At 61.2% G+C, this 16342-nt stretch carries 15 protein-coding genes; 2 read left to right on the top strand and 13 right to left on the bottom strand.

Annotated elements, in window-relative coordinates; genetic code table 11:
- Positions 1 to 121: 121 nt before the first annotated feature.
- The 9 genes from OC445_RS17485 to gcl all read right to left on the bottom strand — a co-directional run bounded on the left by OC445_RS17485 (position 122) and on the right by gcl (position 10986).
- Positions 122 to 1327, bottom strand: coding sequence for an MFS transporter (locus OC445_RS17485; protein ID WP_096142953.1), 1206 nt, complete (start codon positions 1325 to 1327; stop codon positions 122 to 124).
- A gap of 251 nt (positions 1328 to 1578) precedes the next feature.
- A complete protein-coding gene (locus OC445_RS17480; RefSeq protein ID WP_034127182.1) occupies positions 1579 to 2580 on the bottom strand; it encodes a sulfate ABC transporter substrate-binding protein in 1002 nt (333 codons plus the stop codon).
- A 93-nt stretch (positions 2581 to 2673) separates the two neighbouring features.
- Complete coding sequence (locus tag OC445_RS17475; protein ID WP_014717713.1) at positions 2674 to 3498, bottom strand: ion transporter; 825 nt, start codon at positions 3496 to 3498, stop codon at positions 2674 to 2676.
- Between the two features lie 31 nt (positions 3499 to 3529).
- On the bottom strand, positions 3530 to 4405 hold the full coding sequence (locus OC445_RS17470; protein WP_054920108.1) for an urea transporter: 876 nt from the start codon (positions 4403 to 4405) through the stop codon (positions 3530 to 3532).
- Positions 4406 to 4536: 131 nt separating this feature from the next.
- Complete coding sequence (gene pyk, locus OC445_RS17465) at positions 4537 to 5952, bottom strand: pyruvate kinase (RefSeq protein WP_054920106.1); 1416 nt, start codon at positions 5950 to 5952, stop codon at positions 4537 to 4539.
- A complete protein-coding gene (locus tag OC445_RS17460) occupies positions 5942 to 7222 on the bottom strand; it encodes a glycerate kinase (protein ID WP_262020235.1) in 1281 nt (426 codons plus the stop codon). Before OC445_RS17460 ends, pyk begins: the two co-directional genes overlap by 11 nt.
- A gap of 176 nt (positions 7223 to 7398) precedes the next feature.
- Entirely contained in the window at positions 7399 to 8337 is a 939-nt protein-coding gene (locus OC445_RS17455) for a 2-hydroxy-3-oxopropionate reductase (protein WP_405647657.1), read from the bottom strand.
- 80 nt (positions 8338 to 8417) lie between these two features.
- Entirely contained in the window at positions 8418 to 9200 is a 783-nt protein-coding gene (gene hyi / locus OC445_RS17450; protein WP_014717718.1) for a hydroxypyruvate isomerase, read from the bottom strand.
- A 10-nt stretch (positions 9201 to 9210) separates the two neighbouring features.
- Positions 9211 to 10986 carry a glyoxylate carboligase gene (gene gcl / locus OC445_RS17445; protein ID WP_200648836.1) on the bottom strand — a complete coding sequence of 592 codons (1776 nt, stop codon included), beginning with the start codon at positions 10984 to 10986 and terminating at the stop codon, positions 9211 to 9213.
- 256 nt (positions 10987 to 11242) lie between these two features.
- Between gcl and OC445_RS17440 the strand changes: the two genes are divergently transcribed.
- Positions 11243 to 11683, top strand: coding sequence for a GlcG/HbpS family heme-binding protein (locus OC445_RS17440; RefSeq protein ID WP_020302584.1), 441 nt, complete (start codon positions 11243 to 11245; stop codon positions 11681 to 11683).
- 131 nt (positions 11684 to 11814) lie between these two features.
- On the opposite strand, the gene OC445_RS17435 is transcribed toward OC445_RS17440, so the two are convergent.
- Together OC445_RS17435 and OC445_RS17430 are read right to left on the bottom strand one after the other, a co-directional pair.
- On the bottom strand, positions 11815 to 12273 hold the full coding sequence (locus tag OC445_RS17435) for an REP-associated tyrosine transposase (RefSeq protein ID WP_054898376.1): 459 nt from the start codon (positions 12271 to 12273) through the stop codon (positions 11815 to 11817).
- 203 nt (positions 12274 to 12476) lie between these two features.
- Positions 12477 to 13082: a TetR/AcrR family transcriptional regulator gene (locus OC445_RS17430; RefSeq protein ID WP_032897537.1), complete on the bottom strand. Its 606-nt coding sequence runs from the start codon at positions 13080 to 13082 to the stop codon at positions 12477 to 12479.
- Between the two features lie 134 nt (positions 13083 to 13216).
- Here OC445_RS17430 and OC445_RS17425 point away from each other — a divergent pair, with 134 nt between their 5' ends.
- Positions 13217 to 14131 carry a DUF808 domain-containing protein gene (locus tag OC445_RS17425; RefSeq protein ID WP_060764485.1) on the top strand — a complete coding sequence of 305 codons (915 nt, stop codon included), beginning with the start codon at positions 13217 to 13219 and terminating at the stop codon, positions 14129 to 14131.
- 56 nt (positions 14132 to 14187) lie between these two features.
- Here the strand turns inward: OC445_RS17425 and OC445_RS17420 are convergent, their stop codons facing one another.
- Positions 14188 to 14976: a VacJ family lipoprotein gene (locus tag OC445_RS17420; RefSeq protein ID WP_003189993.1), complete on the bottom strand. Its 789-nt coding sequence runs from the start codon at positions 14974 to 14976 to the stop codon at positions 14188 to 14190.
- Complete coding sequence (locus OC445_RS17415; RefSeq protein WP_032892643.1) at positions 14969 to 16267, bottom strand: serine/threonine protein kinase; 1299 nt, start codon at positions 16265 to 16267, stop codon at positions 14969 to 14971. Before OC445_RS17415 ends, OC445_RS17420 begins: the two co-directional genes overlap by 8 nt.
- Positions 16268 to 16342 lie beyond the last annotated feature (75 nt).

The raw sequence follows: 16342 nt of genomic DNA, 5'->3' as shown, positions 1-16342 counted from the left end.
CTATACAGGGGCGGCAGGGGGCGCGATTGTTTGACGCAATGCGGGGCGGGACTTACTCAATGATTGATTAAGTCCCGCCCCTTTGTGCGTTGTGAAAAGTTTTTATGAGCCGAAGGCCCCGTCAGGACGCTTGGGCAGTGGCCAACGCGGCTTTACGTGACGCACTCAGGAAGCGCAACAAGGCCACCAGCGCAAATGCGCTGCCCACCAGCATGACGGCCAACCAGCCGCCATGTTCATACACGCTGCTGGCAATCGCCGAACCGAACGCACCGCCGATAAAAATGCTGGTCATGTACAGCGCGTTCAGGCGGCTGCGGCTGTTGGCATCGAGGGCGTAGATGGCGCGCTGGCCGAGGACCATATTCATCTGCACGCAGAAGTCCAGAACCACACCGGTGACTGCCAGGCCGATCACGCTGTAGAGCGGGTGTACCAACGCCGGCAGGAAACTCAGCGCGCCAAACAGCATCGCCAGCAACGAGGCGCGGTGGGTATGGCCGGCATCGGCCAGGCGACCGGCCATGGGCGCGGCGATGGCGCCAAGGGCACCGACCAGGGCAAACAGTGCGATCTCGCTTTGGCTCAGGCCGTGGTTACGCGCCAGTTCCAGTGGTACGGCAGTCCAGAACAGGCTGAAGGCAGCGAACATGCAACCCTGGTAGAACGCCCGCTGGCGCAACAGCGGTTGCTCACGCAACAGGGTGCCCAGGGAGCGCAGCAACTGGCCGTAGCTGGCACTGTGATCGGGCTGGCGCTTGGGGATTGTCAGCATCAGCACCACGCTGATAAACGCCATCAGTGCGGCGGCCGCTATGAACATCGCACGCCAGCCGAAGTGGTCGGCCACCACGCTCGACACCGGCCGTGCCAGCAGAATGCCCAGCAGCAGGCCGCCCATGATGCTGCCGACCACCCGGCCCCGGGATTCGGCCGGCGCCAGGTGTGCGGCCAGCGGAATCAGGATCTGCACCGAGACGGAACTGAAACCGATCAGCAGCGACACCAGCAAGAACAGGTTCGGCTGTTCGATAAACGCCGCACCCAACAGGCTGGCGATCGCCACGACGGTGGTGGTGATCATCAGCTTGCGGTTTTCCAGCAGGTCGCCCAGAGGCACCAGGAAAAACAGGCCCAGGGCATAGCCGATTTGCGTGAGGGACACGATCAGGCTGGCCATTGCCGGCGTCAGGCCAATGTCCGGGGCAATCAACTCGATGATCGGTTGCGCGTAGTAGATGTTGGCGACGATGGCGCCGCAGCAAAACGCGAACAGCATGACCATGCCCCGGGTCATGGTGCCTGCAGCGTGAGAGGTTGCGTTCATGGTGTACTCATAAAGGCGAAGGACGATGGCGTGAGAGAGTAAAGACAAGGCTCTCAAGTGAGTAGGCTGCTTGTGGTGATATCACTTATGCCGGCTGATGATACATTCAGACACATCTGCCCTACGCAAAAAAGTGGGAGCTGGCTTGCCTGCGATGGCGGTGCACCAGTCACCAGAAATATGACTGATAGATCGCTTTCGCAGGCAAGCCAGCTCCCACAGGTTTGACCGAGTTGATTCAGTCAGATGGGTTATTGGCCAGAGTAGATCTGGTCAAACACCCCGCCATCATTGAAATGGGTCTTTTGCACTGTGCGCCAGTCGCCGAAGGTCTTCTCCACCGACAGGAAGTCCACCTTGGGGAACCGGTCGGTGTACTTTGCCAGCACCTTCGGGTCCCGTGGGCGCAGGTAGTTGTTGGCCGCAATTTCCTGGCCTTCGGGCGACCACAGATACTTGAGGTAGTCCTCGGCCACGGCACGGCTGCCTTTTTTCTCGACCACTTTATCCACCACCGACACCGGCGGTTCGGCTTCGGCGGAAACGCTTGGATAGACCACTTCGAACTGATCACGGCCAAACTCGCGGGCGATCATTTCTGCTTCGTTTTCAAAGGTCACCAGCACGTCGCCAATCTGGTTGGTCATGAAGGTGGTGGTGGCGGCGCGGCCACCGGTGTCCAGCACTGGCGCTTGCTTGAACAACTTGCCAACGAAGGTCTTGGCCTTTTCTTCATCGCCGCCGTTCTTCAGCACGTAACCCCAGGCCGACAGATAGGTGTAGCGGCCGTTACCCGAGGTCTTAGGGTTGGGCACGATTACCTGCACGCCGTCCTTGAGCAGGTCGGGCCAGTCTTTCAACGCCTTGGGGTTACCTTTGCGCACAATAAACACCGTGGCTGAGGTGAATGGCGCACTGTTGTTCGGCAGGCGTGTCACCCAGTTGTCCGGCACCAGCTTGCCGTTGTCGACCAGGGCATTGATATCGGTAGCCATGTTCATGGTGATCACGTCGGCGGGCAGGCCGTCGATCACTGAGCGCGCCTGTTTGCTGGAGCCGCCGAAGGACATCTGCAGCGTCAGCTTGTCGTCCGGATGCTCGGCTGCCCAGTGCTTCTGGAAAGCGGCGTTGTAGTCCTTGTAGAAGTCGCGCATCACGTCGTAGGAGACGTTGAGCAGGGTGGTCGCTGCCTGGGCGGAGCCCGCCAAGGCCAGGCCGGCGGCCAGTAGAGAGGCGCTGAGGATTTTTTTCACTGCTCATTCCTTGTTGTTCGAGAAGAGGGAGGCAATTTGCCAGCGACTATAGCCGGGCCTGCATAGAGCTTTAAAGATTAAAACGAACTTTGCTTATTCCAGTTTGCGAAACAGATTGCTGCCACAGCGCGCGCAAAACGCGGCGTTGGGTTCATGGCTGTCCTTCTTGCACACTGGGCAGTCGGTATGCAGCTGTTCGCCGCGCATGGCACTGGCCAGTTCAGCGGTAAAAATACCCGTCGGCACGGCGATGATCGAGTAACCGGTGATCATCACCAGCGAAGAAATCACCTGGCCCAGGGGCGTCTTGGGCACGATATCGCCGAAGCCCACGGTGGTCAGGGTGACGATCGCCCAGTAGATGCCCTTGGGGATACTGGTAAAGCCATGTTCCGGGCCTTCGATCACGTACATCAAGGTGCCGAACACCGTCACCAGGGTGCACACGCTGACCAGGAACACCACGATCTTCTGCTTGCTGCCGCGCAGCGCCGCCATCAGGTAGTTGGCCTGCTTGAGATACGGGCTGAGCTTGAGCACGCGGAAGATGCGCAGCATCCGGATGATGCGGATGATCAGCAGATACTGGGCGTCGCTGTAGTACAGCGCGAGGATGCCGGGGACGATGGCGAGCAGGTCCACCAAGCCATAAAAGCTGAAGGCATAGCGCAGCGGCTTGGGCGAGCAATACAGGCGCAGGCCGTACTCGATGGCGAAGATCAGCGTGAAGCCCCACTCGATATAGGCCAGCACGTCGGCGTAGTTCTGATGGATTGTGTCGATGCTGTCGAGCATCACGATCACCAGGCTGGCGAGGATGATCAGCAGCAGGATGCCGTCAAAGCGCCGCCCGGCGACGGTATCGCTTTGGAACACCATGATGTAGAGGCGCTGGCGCCAGTCGTTGTTGCTGTCCATAAACCCTGCCCGAAACGAATATCGAGCAAGCCTAGGGCGATTCGAACGGGCTGTCCATGTGAGGCTTGTGCAGCATTCGCTGACCGGCGCGCACCAGCCAGCACGCGAGAATAAATGGCGCGGTCAGCGCGGGCAGGTGCAGGCCGCAAAAGCCAGGGGTGAGCAGGATGGCCAGGCCGATACCCAGCAGTGGCAACCAAGGCTGGCGACGCGACGAGCACAGGGCCAGCGCGGCCAGCGCGGGGTTATAGCTATGCAGGCCGAGCAGGGCGCCAGTGGGGTCGTTCAACCACAGGCCGGCCAGCATGCCGAGAGTGGCGCCGCCCAAGGCCCACGCGACGGCGCGACGGTCGGCCAGCAGCAAGCCCAGGGCGATCAGCACACCCGCCAGGGGCTGGTCCAGAAGCATGATTTGCCCAAGGCCGGTGAAGGGTGCGGCCAGTACAGCGACAGTGTCGGGCTCGCTCAGCGCAAGGGTGTTCTCCGGGGCCTGGCCGAGCAGCAACCAGCCCAGGCCAACAAAGGGCGCGGTGTACGCTGGCAAATCCAGGGGTTGGGTCGCGTGTTTCAACCAGTGCCGAGTGAGGATGGCACTCAAGCCGCCGCACGCCAGGATCAGCGGCGGCACCAGCGCCGACCAGGCAAAGTGCTGGCTGATCAACAGGCCCAGCAATACGCCGTTGTAGCTATACAGCCCGGCCTGGCGCTCGGCCTTGGGATACCCCCGGCGCTGGGCCGTGAGCAACCCTGCGACGCCCCCCAGCAAGGCACCGCCAAGCAAGGCAGGGGCACCGATCAGGATCGCCAGCAGGCACAGCAGGCCGCACAGCGGGTGGCGCTGCAGGAAGATTTGGCTGAAGCCGTTGAGCAGGGCTTCGGCCCAGTCGGGGCAGGTTGGGTTGTGCATTTGGGTTGAGTCAATAAGACCGAGTTGCCCTCATCGCAGGCAAGCCAGCTCCCACATTTGATTGATGTTCGACATGCAAACTCGATCAAAGGTGGGAGCCGGGCTTGCCCGCGATGAGGCCCTGACAGGCGCTAAATCAGCGTCTCTATACGCAGCGAATTGGTGGACCCCGGCTGCCCGAACGGCACCCCTGCGGTAATCACCAAGGTGTCGCCACGCTGCGCCATGCCCTGGGCCTGGGCAATTTCCAGTGCGGTGGAACACACCTCATCCACCTGGCGCAGCCGATCATTGACCACCGAGTGCACGCCCCACGCCACGCTCAGGCGTCGCGCCGTGGACAGGTTGGGCGTGAGGTTGAGAATCGGCGCCACGGGCCGCTCCCGCGCCGCGCGCAAGCTGGAACTGCCGGACTCGCTGTAGTTCACCAGCACCGCCACCGGCAGGATGCTGCTGATGCGGCGGATCGCACAGCTGATAGCGTCCGACACCGTGGCATCTGCCTTGGGCCGGCTGACATCCAGCTGTGCCTGGTAGTCAGGGCCGTTTTCCACCTGGCGGATGATCTTGCTCATCATCTGCACCGCTTCCAGCGGGTACTCGCCCGAGGCGGTTTCCGCCGACAGCATCACCGCGTCGGCGCCTTCAGCCACCGCGTTGGCGACATCGGTGACTTCGGCGCGGGTGGGTGCCGGCGAGAAGCGCATGGATTCGAGCATCTGCGTGGCCACCACCACCGGCTTACCCAGTTGGCGGCAGGTGCTGATAATGTCTTTCTGGATCTGCGGCACGCTCTCGGCCGGCACTTCCACGCCCAGATCACCCCGGGCCACCATGATCGCGTCACTCAGTTCGGCGATTTCACGCAACCGTTGCACCGCCGAAGGCTTTTCGATCTTGGCCATCAAAAACGCTTTATCGCCGATCAGCTCGCGGGCTTCGCGGATGTCTTCCGGGCGCTGCACAAACGACAGCGCCACCCAGTCCACACCCAGCTCCAGGCCGAAGCTCAGGTCGCGGCGGTCCTTGGCGGTGAGTGGGCTCAGTTCCAACAGCGCTTGTGGGACGTTCACACCTTTACGGTCAGACAGTTCGCCGCCATTGAGCACGGTGGTGTCGATGGCGTCGGCATGCTTGGTGATCACGCGCAGGCGCAGCTTGCCGTCGTCGAGCAGCAGGTCCATGCCCGGCTCCAGGGCCGCGATGATTTCCGGGTGGGGCAGGTTGACCCGGCGTTGGTCCCCCAAAGTTTCATCCAGGTCCAGGCGCAGGGCCTGGCCGCGTAGGAGCTGCACCTTGCCTTCGGCAAAGCGTCCCACCCGCAGCTTCGGCCCTTGCAGGTCCATGAGGATGCCGAGCGGGTAGTTGAGCTGGCGCTCGACCTGGCGAATCCACTGGTAGCGCTGGGCATGGTCGGCGTGGTCACCGTGGCTGAAGTTGAGGCGGAAGATATTTACCCCGGCCTCCACCAGCTCGCGGATGTCATCGATACCGTCGGTGGCCGGGCCCAGGGTGGCGAGGATTTTGACCTTCTTGTCAGGCGTCATGGTTGGCAGTCTCAAGGATCAGGATGGCGCGGAAGTCGTTGACGTTGGTGCGCGTCGGCTCGGTGACGATCAAGTCGCCCAGGGCGGCGAAATAGCCGTAGCCGTTGTTGTTGTCCAGCTCATCACTGGCCGACAGGCCCAGGGCTTCGGCACGGCGGTAGCTGCAGGGGGTCATGATCGCGCCGGCGTTGTCTTCTGAACCGTCGATGCCATCGGTATCGCCGGCCAGGGCGTACACGCCGGGCAGGCCCTTGAGGCTGTCGGTGAGGCTCAAGAGGAATTCCGCGTTGCGTCCGCCACGGCCGTCGCCGCGTACGTTGACGGTGGTTTCGCCCCCCGAAAGGATCACGCACGGCGCCGCCAGTGGCTGGCCGTGCTGCACGATCTGGCGGGCGATGCCGGCGTGTACCTTGGCCACATCGCGGGCTTCGCCTTCCAGATCACCGAGGATCAGCGGGCTGAAACCGGCCTGGCGCACTTTGACCGCCACCGCTTCCAGGGATTGCTGCGGGCGGGCGATCAATTGGAAGTGGCTGCGGGCAAGCACCGGGTCGCCGGGCTTGACGGTTTCCGAGGCCGGGTTCTGCAACCAACTGCGCACCGAAGCGGGGGTGTCGATGTGGTAACGCTTGAGGATCGCCAGGGCCTGTTGCGAGGTGCTAGGGTCACCGACGGTCGGGCCCGAGGCAATCACCGTGGCCTGGTCGCCCGGTACATCGGAGATCGCGTAGGTGTACACCGTGGCCGGCCACGCAGCCTTGGCCAACCGACCGCCCTTGATCGCCGAGAGGTGCTTGCGCACGCAATTCATCTCGCCAATGGTGGCGCCGGATTTAAGCAGGGCTTTGTTGATGGCTTGTTTGTCCGCCAGGGTGATGCCCTCGGCGGGCAGGGCCAGTAATGCCGAGCCACCGCCGGAGAGCAGGAAGATCACGCGGTCGTCTTCACCCAGATGGCTGATCAGTTCCAGCACGCGCTGGGCCACGGCCAGGCCGGCCGCATCCGGCACCGGATGGGCGGCTTCGACCACTTCGATTTTTTTGCATGGCGCGCCATGGCCGTAGCGGGTGACCACCAAGCCCGAGACTTCGCCCTGCCAACAATCTTCGACGACCAATGCCATGGCGGCCGCGGCTTTACCGGCGCCGATCACGATCACACGGCCACTGCGGTCGGCAGGCAGGTAGGGTTCAAGGACTTGCCGGGGGTGGGCGGCATCGATGGCTGTGGCAAACAGCTCGCGAAGCAGGTGTTGCGGATCGACCGACATAAGCGGGCTCCCGGGGGGTTCTTGTTATTAGAGGTGCAGCGATCGTTCCCACGCTCTGCGATCGTTCCCACGCTCTGCGTGGGAATGCAGTCCGGGACGCTCTGCGCCCAAAGCGTGACGCGGAGCGTCACAAGAGGCATTCCCACGCGGAGCGTGGGAACGATCAGCGGTGTGGGTTATTTATCGCGAATCGAGAAATTCGCCATATGCTCCAGGCCCTTGATCAGCGCCGAGTGGTCCCAGTTGCCGCCGCCAATTGCCGTGCAGGTGCTGAACACTTGCTGGGTGCCGGCGGTGTTCGGCAGGTTGATCCCCAGTTCCTTGGCACCGGCCAGCGCCAGGTTCAGGTCCTTCTGGTGCAGGTTGATGCGGAAACCCGGATCGAAGGTGCCCTTGATCATGCGCTCGCCGTGCACTTCCAGGATCTTGGACGATGCAAAGCCACCCATCAGCGCTTCACGCACTTTGGCCGGGTCGGCGCCGTTTTTGGAGGCGAACAACAACGCTTCGGCCACCGCCTGGATGTTCAGCGCGACGATGATCTGGTTGGCCACCTTGGCGGTCTGGCCATCGCCATTGCCGCCTACCAGGGTGATGTTTTTGCCCATGCTCTGGAACAGCGGCAACGCGCGTTCGAACGTCTGCGGTTCGCCGCCGACCATGATGCTCAAGGTGCCGGCCTTGGCACCGACTTCACCACCGGACACCGGGGCGTCCAGGTACTGCGCGCCGGCCTGGTTGACCTTGGCGGCGAATGCTTTGGTGGCAGTAGGGGAGATCGAACTCATGTCGATCACCACCTTGTTCGGCGACAGGCCCGCAGCCACGCCGTCGGCGCGAAACAGCACGTCATCGACTTGTGGGGTGTCGGGCACCATGACGATGATGAACTCGGCTTCCTGGGCCACTTGTTGCGGGTTGGCCAGCGCCACGGCGCCGGCGCTGATCAGTTCAGCCGGAGCCTTGCCGTGATGTTCGGAGAGAAACAGTTGATGGCCTGCTTTCTGCAGGTTGGCGGCCATGGGTTGGCCCATGATGCCGGTGCCGATAAATCCGATTTTAGCCATGTTCAAAATCCTCTTTTCATGTGGGAGCTGGCTTGCCTGCGATGGCATCACCCCCGTATGCCTGATACACCGAGGTGTCCGCATCGCAGGCAAGCCAGCTCCCACATTGTTTTGTGTTGTGTCAGTTGTCAGATGGCGTTGTGGGTTTTGAGCCAACCCAAACCCGCCTCGGTAGTGGTCAACGGCTTGTACTCACAGCCGACCCAACCCGCGTAACCGATGCGGTCCAGATGCTCGAACAGGAAGCGGTAGTTGATCTCACCCGTACCTGGTTCGTTGCGCCCAGGGTTGTCCGCCAGCTGAATGTGATTGATCTCGCCCAGGTGCGCCGCCATGGTCCGCGCCAGGTCGCCTTCCATGATTTGCATGTGGTAGATGTCGTATTGCAGGAACAGATTGGCGCTGCCCACTTGCTCGCGAATCGACAGGGCCTGCGCCGTGTTGTTGAGGTAGAAGCCGGGAATGTCGCGGGTGTTGATCATCTCCATCACCAGCTTGATACCCGCCGCTTGCAGCTTCTCGGCGGCGTACTTGAGGTTGGCGACAAAGGTCTTTTCCACGGTCTCGTCATCGACGCCTTGTGGCCGGATTCCCGCCAGGCAATTGACCTGGGTGTTGCCCAAGACCTGGGCATAGGCGATTGCCAGTTTGACCCCGGCACGGAACTCCTCGACCCGGTCCGGGTGGCAAGCCAGGCCGCGCTCGCCCTTGGCCCAGTCACCTGCAGGCAGGTTGAACAACACCTGGGTCAGGCCGTTGGCGTCCAACTGCGCCTTGATGTCGGCAGAGCTGAACTCATACGGGAAGAGGTACTCCACGCCCTGGAAGCCGGCATCGGCAGCCGCTTTGAAGCGGGCAAGGAAATCCTGTTCGGTAAACAGCATGGACAGGTTGGCAGCAAAGCGCGGCATAGGGTTCTCCTTAATCGAGCAGGGAAATGGCAGTCGGCGCGTCGTTGCCGACCAGGGCCAGGTCTTCGAATTCATTGACGGCGTTGATCTCGGTGCCCATGGAAATATTGGTCACCCGTTCCAGAATAATCTCAACGATCACCGGCACCTTGAATTCTTCGATCATCTCTTGGGCGCGGCGCAAGGCTGGTTGGATCTGGCCTGGCTCGAACACACGCAGGGCCTTGCAGCCCAAGCCCTCGGCAACCGCCACATGGTCGACGCCATAGCCGTTGAGTTCGGGGGCGTTGAGGTTGTCGAAGGACAGCTGCACGCAGTAGTCCATCTCGAACCCACGCTGGGCCTGGCGGATCAGGCCCAGGTATGAGTTGTTCACTACCACATGGATGTACGGCAGCTTGAACTGTGCGCCCACCGCCAGTTCTTCGATCATGAACTGGAAGTCATAGTCGCCCGACAAGGCCACCACTTTGCGGCTCGGGTCGGCCTTGACCACGCCCAGCGCCGCGGGAATGGTCCAGCCCAGTGGGCCAGCCTGGCCGCAGTTGATCCAGTGGCGTGGCTTGTACACATGCAAGAATTGCGCGCCGGCAATCTGCGACAGGCCGATGGTGCTGACGTAGCAGGTGTCTTTGCCGAACACCTGGTTCATCTCTTCGTAAACGCGTTGCGGCTTGACCGGCACGTTGTCGAAGTGAGTCTTGCGGTGCAGGGTGGCCTTGCGTTGTTGGCAGTCATGCAACCAGGCACTGCGGTCCTTGAGCTTGCCGGCGGCTTTCCACTCGCGGGCCACTTCAATGAACATCGTCAGCGCGGAGCCGGCGTCGGAAACGATGCCCAGGTCCGGCGTGAACACGCGGCCAATCTGGGTCGGCTCGATGTCGACGTGAATGAATTTACGGCCTTCGGTGTACACCTCTACCGAGCCGGTGTGACGGTTGGCCCAGCGGTTGCCGATGCCCAACACCACGTCTGACTTGAGCATCGTCGCGTTGCCGTAGCGGTGCGAGGTTTGCAGGCCGACCATGCCCACCATCAGCGGGTGGTCGTCCGCAATGGTGCCCCAGCCCATCAGGGTCGGGATCACCGGGATGCCGGTCAGCTCAGCGAACTCCACCAGCAGCTCGCTGGCGTCGGCGTTGATCACGCCGCCACCGCTCACCAGCAATGGGCGTTCGGCTGCGTCGAGCAGAGCCAGGGCTTTTTCCACTTGCACACGGGTCGCCAGCGGCTTGGCCAGCGGCAGCGGCTGGTAGGCGTCGATGTCGAACTCGATCTCGGCCATCTGTACGTCGAACGGCAGGTCGATCAGCACCGGGCCGGGGCGGCCGGAGCGCATTTCATAGAAGGCCTTCTGGAACGCGTAAGGCACTTGGCCGGGTTCCAGCACTGTGGTTGCCCACTTGGTCACCGGCTTGACGATGCTGGTGATGTCCACGGCCTGGAAGTCTTCCTTGTGCATCCGGGCGCGGGGGGCTTGGCCGGTAATGCACAGGATCGGGATCGAGTCGGCCGAGGCGCTGTACAGGCCGGTGACCATGTCGGTACCCGCCGGGCCCGACGTGCCGATGCACACGCCGATGTTGCCGGCCTTGGTACGGGTGTAGCCCTCGGCCATGTGCGAGGCGCCTTCAACGTGGCGAGCAAGGACGTGATCGATGCCACCCACCTTCTGCAAGGCCGAATACAGCGGGTTGATCGCGGCGCCTGGGATACCGAAGGCGGTATCCACACCTTCACGGCGCATCACCAGGACGGCGGCTTCGATTGCTCTCATTTTGCTCATGGTTTTGGTGCCTCTTGCGTTTTGTAATTGTATACAAGTGGTGTCTGTCCAAAGTGTATTCACGGCGAGCGGCGTTGGTCAATGCCTTTCGTAAACTGACCTTTGCGTTCGTCGGAAGCGCTTTTTTCGACGTATGGAGCCTTTGTTGGAAAATATTGTATACAAAAGCAAATATCATTGTGTTCTATTTGTGTGATCGAGCATCTGATCAAACAGACCTCACCGCGTTACCCATAACAAGATAAGGACGGCACCTATGAGCGCTTTAACCTTGAAACTCGCCACCCAACTGGCCACCCAGGCCCTTACTGCAGGCCGCACCATTTCGGCTGCGCCACTGACCATCGCCGTGCTCGACAGCGGCGGCCACCTGGTCACCCTGCAACGCGAAGACGGCGCCAGCCTGCTACGCCCGCAAATCGCCATCGGCAAGGCCTGGGGCGCCATTGCCCTGGGCAAGGGTTCACGTTTGCTGGCGCTGGACGCCCAACAGCGCCCGGCGTTTATCGCGGCGTTGAACAGCCTGGGGCAGGGCAGCGTCGTGCCGGCGCCGGGTGGGGTGTTGATTCGGGATCAGAGCGGCATGGTGCTGGGCGCGATCGGGATCAGCGGGGACACGTCCGATATTGACGAGCAGTGTGCGATCACGGCGATAGAAGGAGTGGGGTTGATGGCGGATGCGGGGGTGTCGGCTTGAATCGTTCTGACTGTGAGTAAGCTATCGCAGGCAAGCCAGCTCCCACATTGGCGGTGTTCACAAATTCAACTGTGTGAGTGCAATCAGTGTGGGAGCTGGCTTGCCTGCGATGCAGTCGACTCGGTCTCCAGTCAAACCCAAATGGCATCCCACAGCGGATAGTCACCAAACTTCTTTACCAGCCCGGCCCTGAGTGGATTGGCTACGATGTAACGTGCAATCCCCTCAAGGCTGTCCTCTCGACGCACGGCATGGTCATGAAAGCCCGGTTGCCAGAGGCGACCTTGGCGGCCAGCCACCGCATTCACCACTCGGGTGCTCTTGGATTTAACTTGTCGCATCAAGTCGGCAAGTGAACCTTTCTCCAGAGAAACAAGCCAATGGAAATGGTCAGGCATTACCACCCAGGCCAATGATGTTGCGAGCCCTTTATATTGGGCGATCCTGAATTGTTGTACGACCAGGCGGCCGAGTCTGAAGTCGCTGAAGATGGGCTCGCGTTCAAGGGTGTTGGTGGTGAGCAGGTAAATGCGGTTGGACTCGTTATAGCGGCCGATGCGCAGGCGTTTTGAAGCAGGTAAATCAGGCATTCCGTGGCCTCTCTTCAGATGGTGTTCTGAGAGGCTAGACTGAGGGGCGAAGGCTGATCGGCGGGCTTTTAGCAGGATGTGTCTGGATGGGCGCTATCGCGGGCAAGCCCGCTCCCACAGGGGATTGTGACCATTTTACATTTTGTGTCCGGCGCAAATCCGTGTGGGAGCTGGCTTGCCTGCGATAGCCTCGCCGCGGTCTATCAATCCGGCTCACACCCCTTGAGCACCAACCGAATAATCGTCTGCGCCGCCGCCTCATAATCGGCCTCATCCAGCTTGGCCTTGCCGGTTACCGCCGAGATCTGCCAGTCGAAATCGGCATAGGTCTGGGTGGCTGCCCAGATGCTGAACATCAGGTGGTTGGGGTCGATCGCGGCGATCAGGCCACGGTCAACCCAGCTCTGAATGCAGTCGATATTGTGCTTGGCCTGAGCGTTGAGCTGCTCAACCTGGTCGGCGCTCAGGTGTGGGGCGCCGTGCATGATTTCGCTGGCGAACACCTTGGAGGCGAACGGCAGGTCGCGGGAGATGCGGATTTTGGAGCGGATGTAGTTGCTCAATACTTCCTTGGGCTCGCCTTCGGGGTTGAACGGCGTGGAGGCGGCCAGGATCGGCTCGATAATGCTTTCGAGCACCTCGCGGTAAAGGTTGTCCTTGGACTTGAAGTAGTAATAGACGTTGGGCTTGGGCAGCCCGGCCTTGGCGGCGATGTCGCTGGTTTTGGTCGCGGCGAAGCCCTTGTCGGCAAACTCCTCGCTCGCCGCCCGCAGGATTTTTTCTTTGTTGCGCTCGCGAATGCTGCTCATAAACCAGACGTTTCCTTGCCATGACAGGCGGTTGCGCATGGTAGCACCGGCCATCCGCAAGCCTCAACAATCTGCCCGCAAGGCCCTGCGCCGCGCTATGCTCGCGCCATCTCTCTCTAACGGAAGTCCGGTTCATGGCAGGAAGCAGCTTGTTGGTGTTGATTGACGATATCGCGGCGGTACTCGATGACGTCGCGCTGATGACAAAAATGGCCGCCAAGAAGACATCGGGCGTGCTGGGCGATGACCTCGCGCTGAATGCCCAGCAGGTCTCCGGCGTGCGCGCCGAGCGAGAAATCCCGGTGGTGTGGGCGGTGGCCAAGGGCTCGTTTATCAACAAGCTGATCCTGGTGCCGACGGCCCTGTTGATCAGCGCCTTTGCACCCTGGGCGGTGATACCGCTGTTGATGCTTGGCGGTGCCTATCTGTGTTTCGAGGGCTTCGAAAAGCTCGCGCACAAATTCCTGCACAGCCAGGCTGAAGATCAAGCCGAACACGCACAGTTGGCTGAAGCGGTGGCCGATCCGGCAACCGATCTGGTGGCGTTCGAGAAAGACAAGATCAAGGGTGCGATCCGTACCGACTTTATTCTTTCCGCCGAAATCATTGCCATCACCCTCGGCATCGTCGCCGACGCGCAGCTCACGCAGCAGGTGATCGTGCTGTCGGGTATCGCCATTGTCATGACCATCGGCGTATATGGATTGGTGGCCGGTATCGTCAAGCTCGACGACTTGGGGCTGTGGCTGACGCAGAAGCCGGGCCAGGTGGCGCGCAGTATTGGCGGCGCGATTCTGAGTGCGGCCCCCTACATGATGAAGAGCTTGTCGGTGATTGGCACGGCGGCGATGTTCATGGTCGGTGGCGGTATCCTCACCCATGGCGTGCCCGTGGTGCATCACTGGATCGAAACCGTGAGCCAGAGCACCGGCGCGTTGGCGTGGCTGATGCCAACGCTGCTCAATGCGGTGGCGGGGATCATTGCCGGCGCTGTCGTCCTGGCAGTGGTCAGCGTGGCAGGTAAAGGTTGGAAAGCACTGCGAGGGTGAAACCGCAGGCATAAAAAAGGCCATTCAATCGAATGGCCTTTTTTTATCGCTGCTGTTTACTCGGCGATCTGCAACTTGCGCGATTCGGTGTAGATATACCGCACCTTCTCATACTCGAACGGCGAGTTCATCTGGCCGTAGCGGAAGCTGGTCTGGTAGCGCTTGTCGACGGCGCGCAGGGCCCAGACTTCCGGATGGTTGGAGCTGACTTCAGACACGTTGAGGAAGTTGATCTGCGATTCGGCGCTGTAGTCCACCAGCAGGCCGCCGGTATCACGCAGGTTCGACGGCCCGAAAATCGGCAGCATCAGGTAGGCGCCACCCGGTACACCGTAGAAGCCCAGGGTCTGGCCGAAGTCTTCGCTCTGGCGCGGCAGGCCCATGGCGGTGGCCGGGTCCCACAGGCCCGCGATGCCAATGGTGGTGTTGACCAGCAGGCGCCCGGTGGTTTCCAGCGAGCGGTGGCCCTTGAGCTGCAACAAGCTGTTCATCAGGTTGGGCACATCGCCCAGGTTGTTGAAGAAGTTGCTCACGCCGGTGCGCAGAAAGCTCGGCGTAACATAGCGGTAACCGTTCACCACCGGCAGGAACACCCACTGGTCGAAGCGATAGTTGAAGTGGTACACGCGGCGGTTCCACGACTCCAGTGGGTCGTAGACGTTGAGCGCGGTGAGCGTGGAACGCTCGAATTCGCGCTGGTCCAAGCCTGGGTTGAACTTGAGCTTGGTCAGCGGCTCCTTGAAGCCGTCGGCATCGACCTTGACGGGTTCTTGGGCCTTGCTGTTGTCGGCATTGGCCACGCCTGCGCACATCAGTGCGGCGAGCAGCAGAAGATATTTAGCCACGGAAGAACTCCAGCATGGCGTCGGCGTTGACGCGGTAATTGAGGTTGCCGCAGTGGCCGCCCAGCGGGTAGACGGTCAAGCGATCGCCGAAAGTTTTACGCAGGAAGCCCAGGTCGCCAGGGCCGAGGATCACGTCGTCGGCGTTATGCATCACGGCGATTTTCGGGCTGTCGCGCAGGTAGTCCTTGAGGGCGTAGAGGCTGACCTGGTCGATCAGTTGCAGCAGGCTGCCGCCATCGGAACGCGCGCGCCACATCGGGATCACTTGTTCGGTGAGGTAGCAGTCGAAGTCACACTGCAGGGCGCGTTTGAGGAACGGCGTGAGGCTGGTGCCTTCGGTAATCGGGTACTTGGGCGGAATAATCAGGCCACGTCGGTTGATCAAGTCCGAAGTGAAGGCAATGTCGGCGGCCGAGAAGCGGAACGAGGTGCCGATCAGCATGGCCATCTGTTCGTTGGTCAGGTGCTGCTTGGACTGCTGGAAGTCATAAAGCAGGGCATCGTTGAGGTCGATGTAGCCTTTTTGCTGGAAGTAACGCGTCAGTTTGCTCAGCACCAACTCATAGAAGGTGGTGCTGTTGTTGATGCCCTTGACCTCGGTCTGTACCAGCTTGTCGAGGTTGGTGATCGAGGTGTAGAGGTTGACCGGCGGGTTGAGCAGCAGCACTTTCTTGAAGTTGAAGCTGCGGCGGGTCTCATCCAGCTTGCTGACAAACGCCGCATCCAGGGCGCCCAGGCTGTAGCCGGTGAGGTAGAAATCGGTCACTGGCAACGAGGCGTTCTGCGCGCGTACGGCTTGCATCACGCGGTACATGTCTTCGGCGTCTTCCTGGGTGATGCCCGGGGTGGCGAAGCGCGAAGCGGCGCTGATGAAGTCGAAGCTGGTCGGCGAAGACAGCTGCACCACATGGTAGCCGGCCTGGTAATACAGCTTTTTCAGGTATTCGTTGATGCTGCTGTCAAAGCGTGCACCGGTGCCGGCGATCAGGAAGATCAAAGGCGCGGCGCGGTCCTGCTTGGCAATGCGGTAGGTGAGTTTCTTCACCGCCCAGAAATTGTCCGGCAGGCTGAACTCGCGCTCGGGGCGCATCGTCAGGGTGTAGTCGGACTGGGTGATCTCGTCATCGGTCGGCAGGGTTGGCCGCAGATCGGGAGGTGTGGTGGCGATGGTCGCTTCGAACGGGTTGGTCAAAGGGTAGCCATAGCTGGCTTGGTCGATATCGACGGCCAGTGCTGACGCACTCAAAAATAGGCTGCCCAGCAAGGCAGCACAGCGCAAGGAACGGAGCATGACTTAATCCCTAAGAGGAACGGGCTGAATGAAGTTCGCAGGCTATGACCACCGCCTTGTCACCGAAGTGCCAGC

Source organism: Pseudomonas sp. Pse35 (assembly GCF_024519715.1).
Classification (GTDB): Bacteria; Pseudomonadota; Gammaproteobacteria; order Pseudomonadales; family Pseudomonadaceae; genus Aquipseudomonas; species Aquipseudomonas paracarnis.
The sequence above is the reverse complement of the archived record's forward strand: the minus strand, read 5'-3'. Positions and strand labels throughout refer to the sequence as shown.

Excerpts from the sequence above, each read along its gene's own strand:
- OC445_RS17485 (WP_096142953.1), bottom strand. The coding sequence starts at position 1,327 with ATGAACGCAACCTCTCACGCTGCAGGCACCATGACCCGGGGCATGGTC.
- OC445_RS17475 (WP_014717713.1), bottom strand. The coding sequence starts at position 3,498 with ATGGACAGCAACAACGACTGGCGCCAGCGCCTCTACATCATGGTGTTC.
- OC445_RS17470 (WP_054920108.1), bottom strand. The coding sequence starts at position 4,405 with ATGCACAACCCAACCTGCCCCGACTGGGCCGAAGCCCTGCTCAACGGC.
- pyk (WP_054920106.1), bottom strand. The coding sequence starts at position 5,952 with ATGACGCCTGACAAGAAGGTCAAAATCCTCGCCACCCTGGGCCCGGCC.
- OC445_RS17460 (WP_262020235.1), bottom strand. The coding sequence starts at position 7,222 with ATGTCGGTCGATCCGCAACACCTGCTTCGCGAGCTGTTTGCCACAGCC.
- OC445_RS17455 (WP_405647657.1), bottom strand. The coding sequence starts at position 8,337 with ATGCCATCGCAGGCAAGCCAGCTCCCACATGAAAAGAGGATTTTGAAC.
- hyi (WP_014717718.1), bottom strand. The coding sequence starts at position 9,200 with ATGCCGCGCTTTGCTGCCAACCTGTCCATGCTGTTTACCGAACAGGAT.
- gcl (WP_200648836.1), bottom strand. The coding sequence starts at position 10,986 with ATGAGCAAAATGAGAGCAATCGAAGCCGCCGTCCTGGTGATGCGCCGT.
- OC445_RS17440 (WP_020302584.1), top strand. The coding sequence starts at position 11,243 with ATGAGCGCTTTAACCTTGAAACTCGCCACCCAACTGGCCACCCAGGCC.
- OC445_RS17435 (WP_054898376.1), bottom strand. The coding sequence starts at position 12,273 with ATGCCTGATTTACCTGCTTCAAAACGCCTGCGCATCGGCCGCTATAAC.
- OC445_RS17430 (WP_032897537.1), bottom strand. The coding sequence starts at position 13,082 with ATGAGCAGCATTCGCGAGCGCAACAAAGAAAAAATCCTGCGGGCGGCG.
- OC445_RS17425 (WP_060764485.1), top strand. The coding sequence starts at position 13,217 with ATGGCAGGAAGCAGCTTGTTGGTGTTGATTGACGATATCGCGGCGGTA.
- OC445_RS17415 (WP_032892643.1), bottom strand. The coding sequence starts at position 16,267 with ATGCTCCGTTCCTTGCGCTGTGCTGCCTTGCTGGGCAGCCTATTTTTG.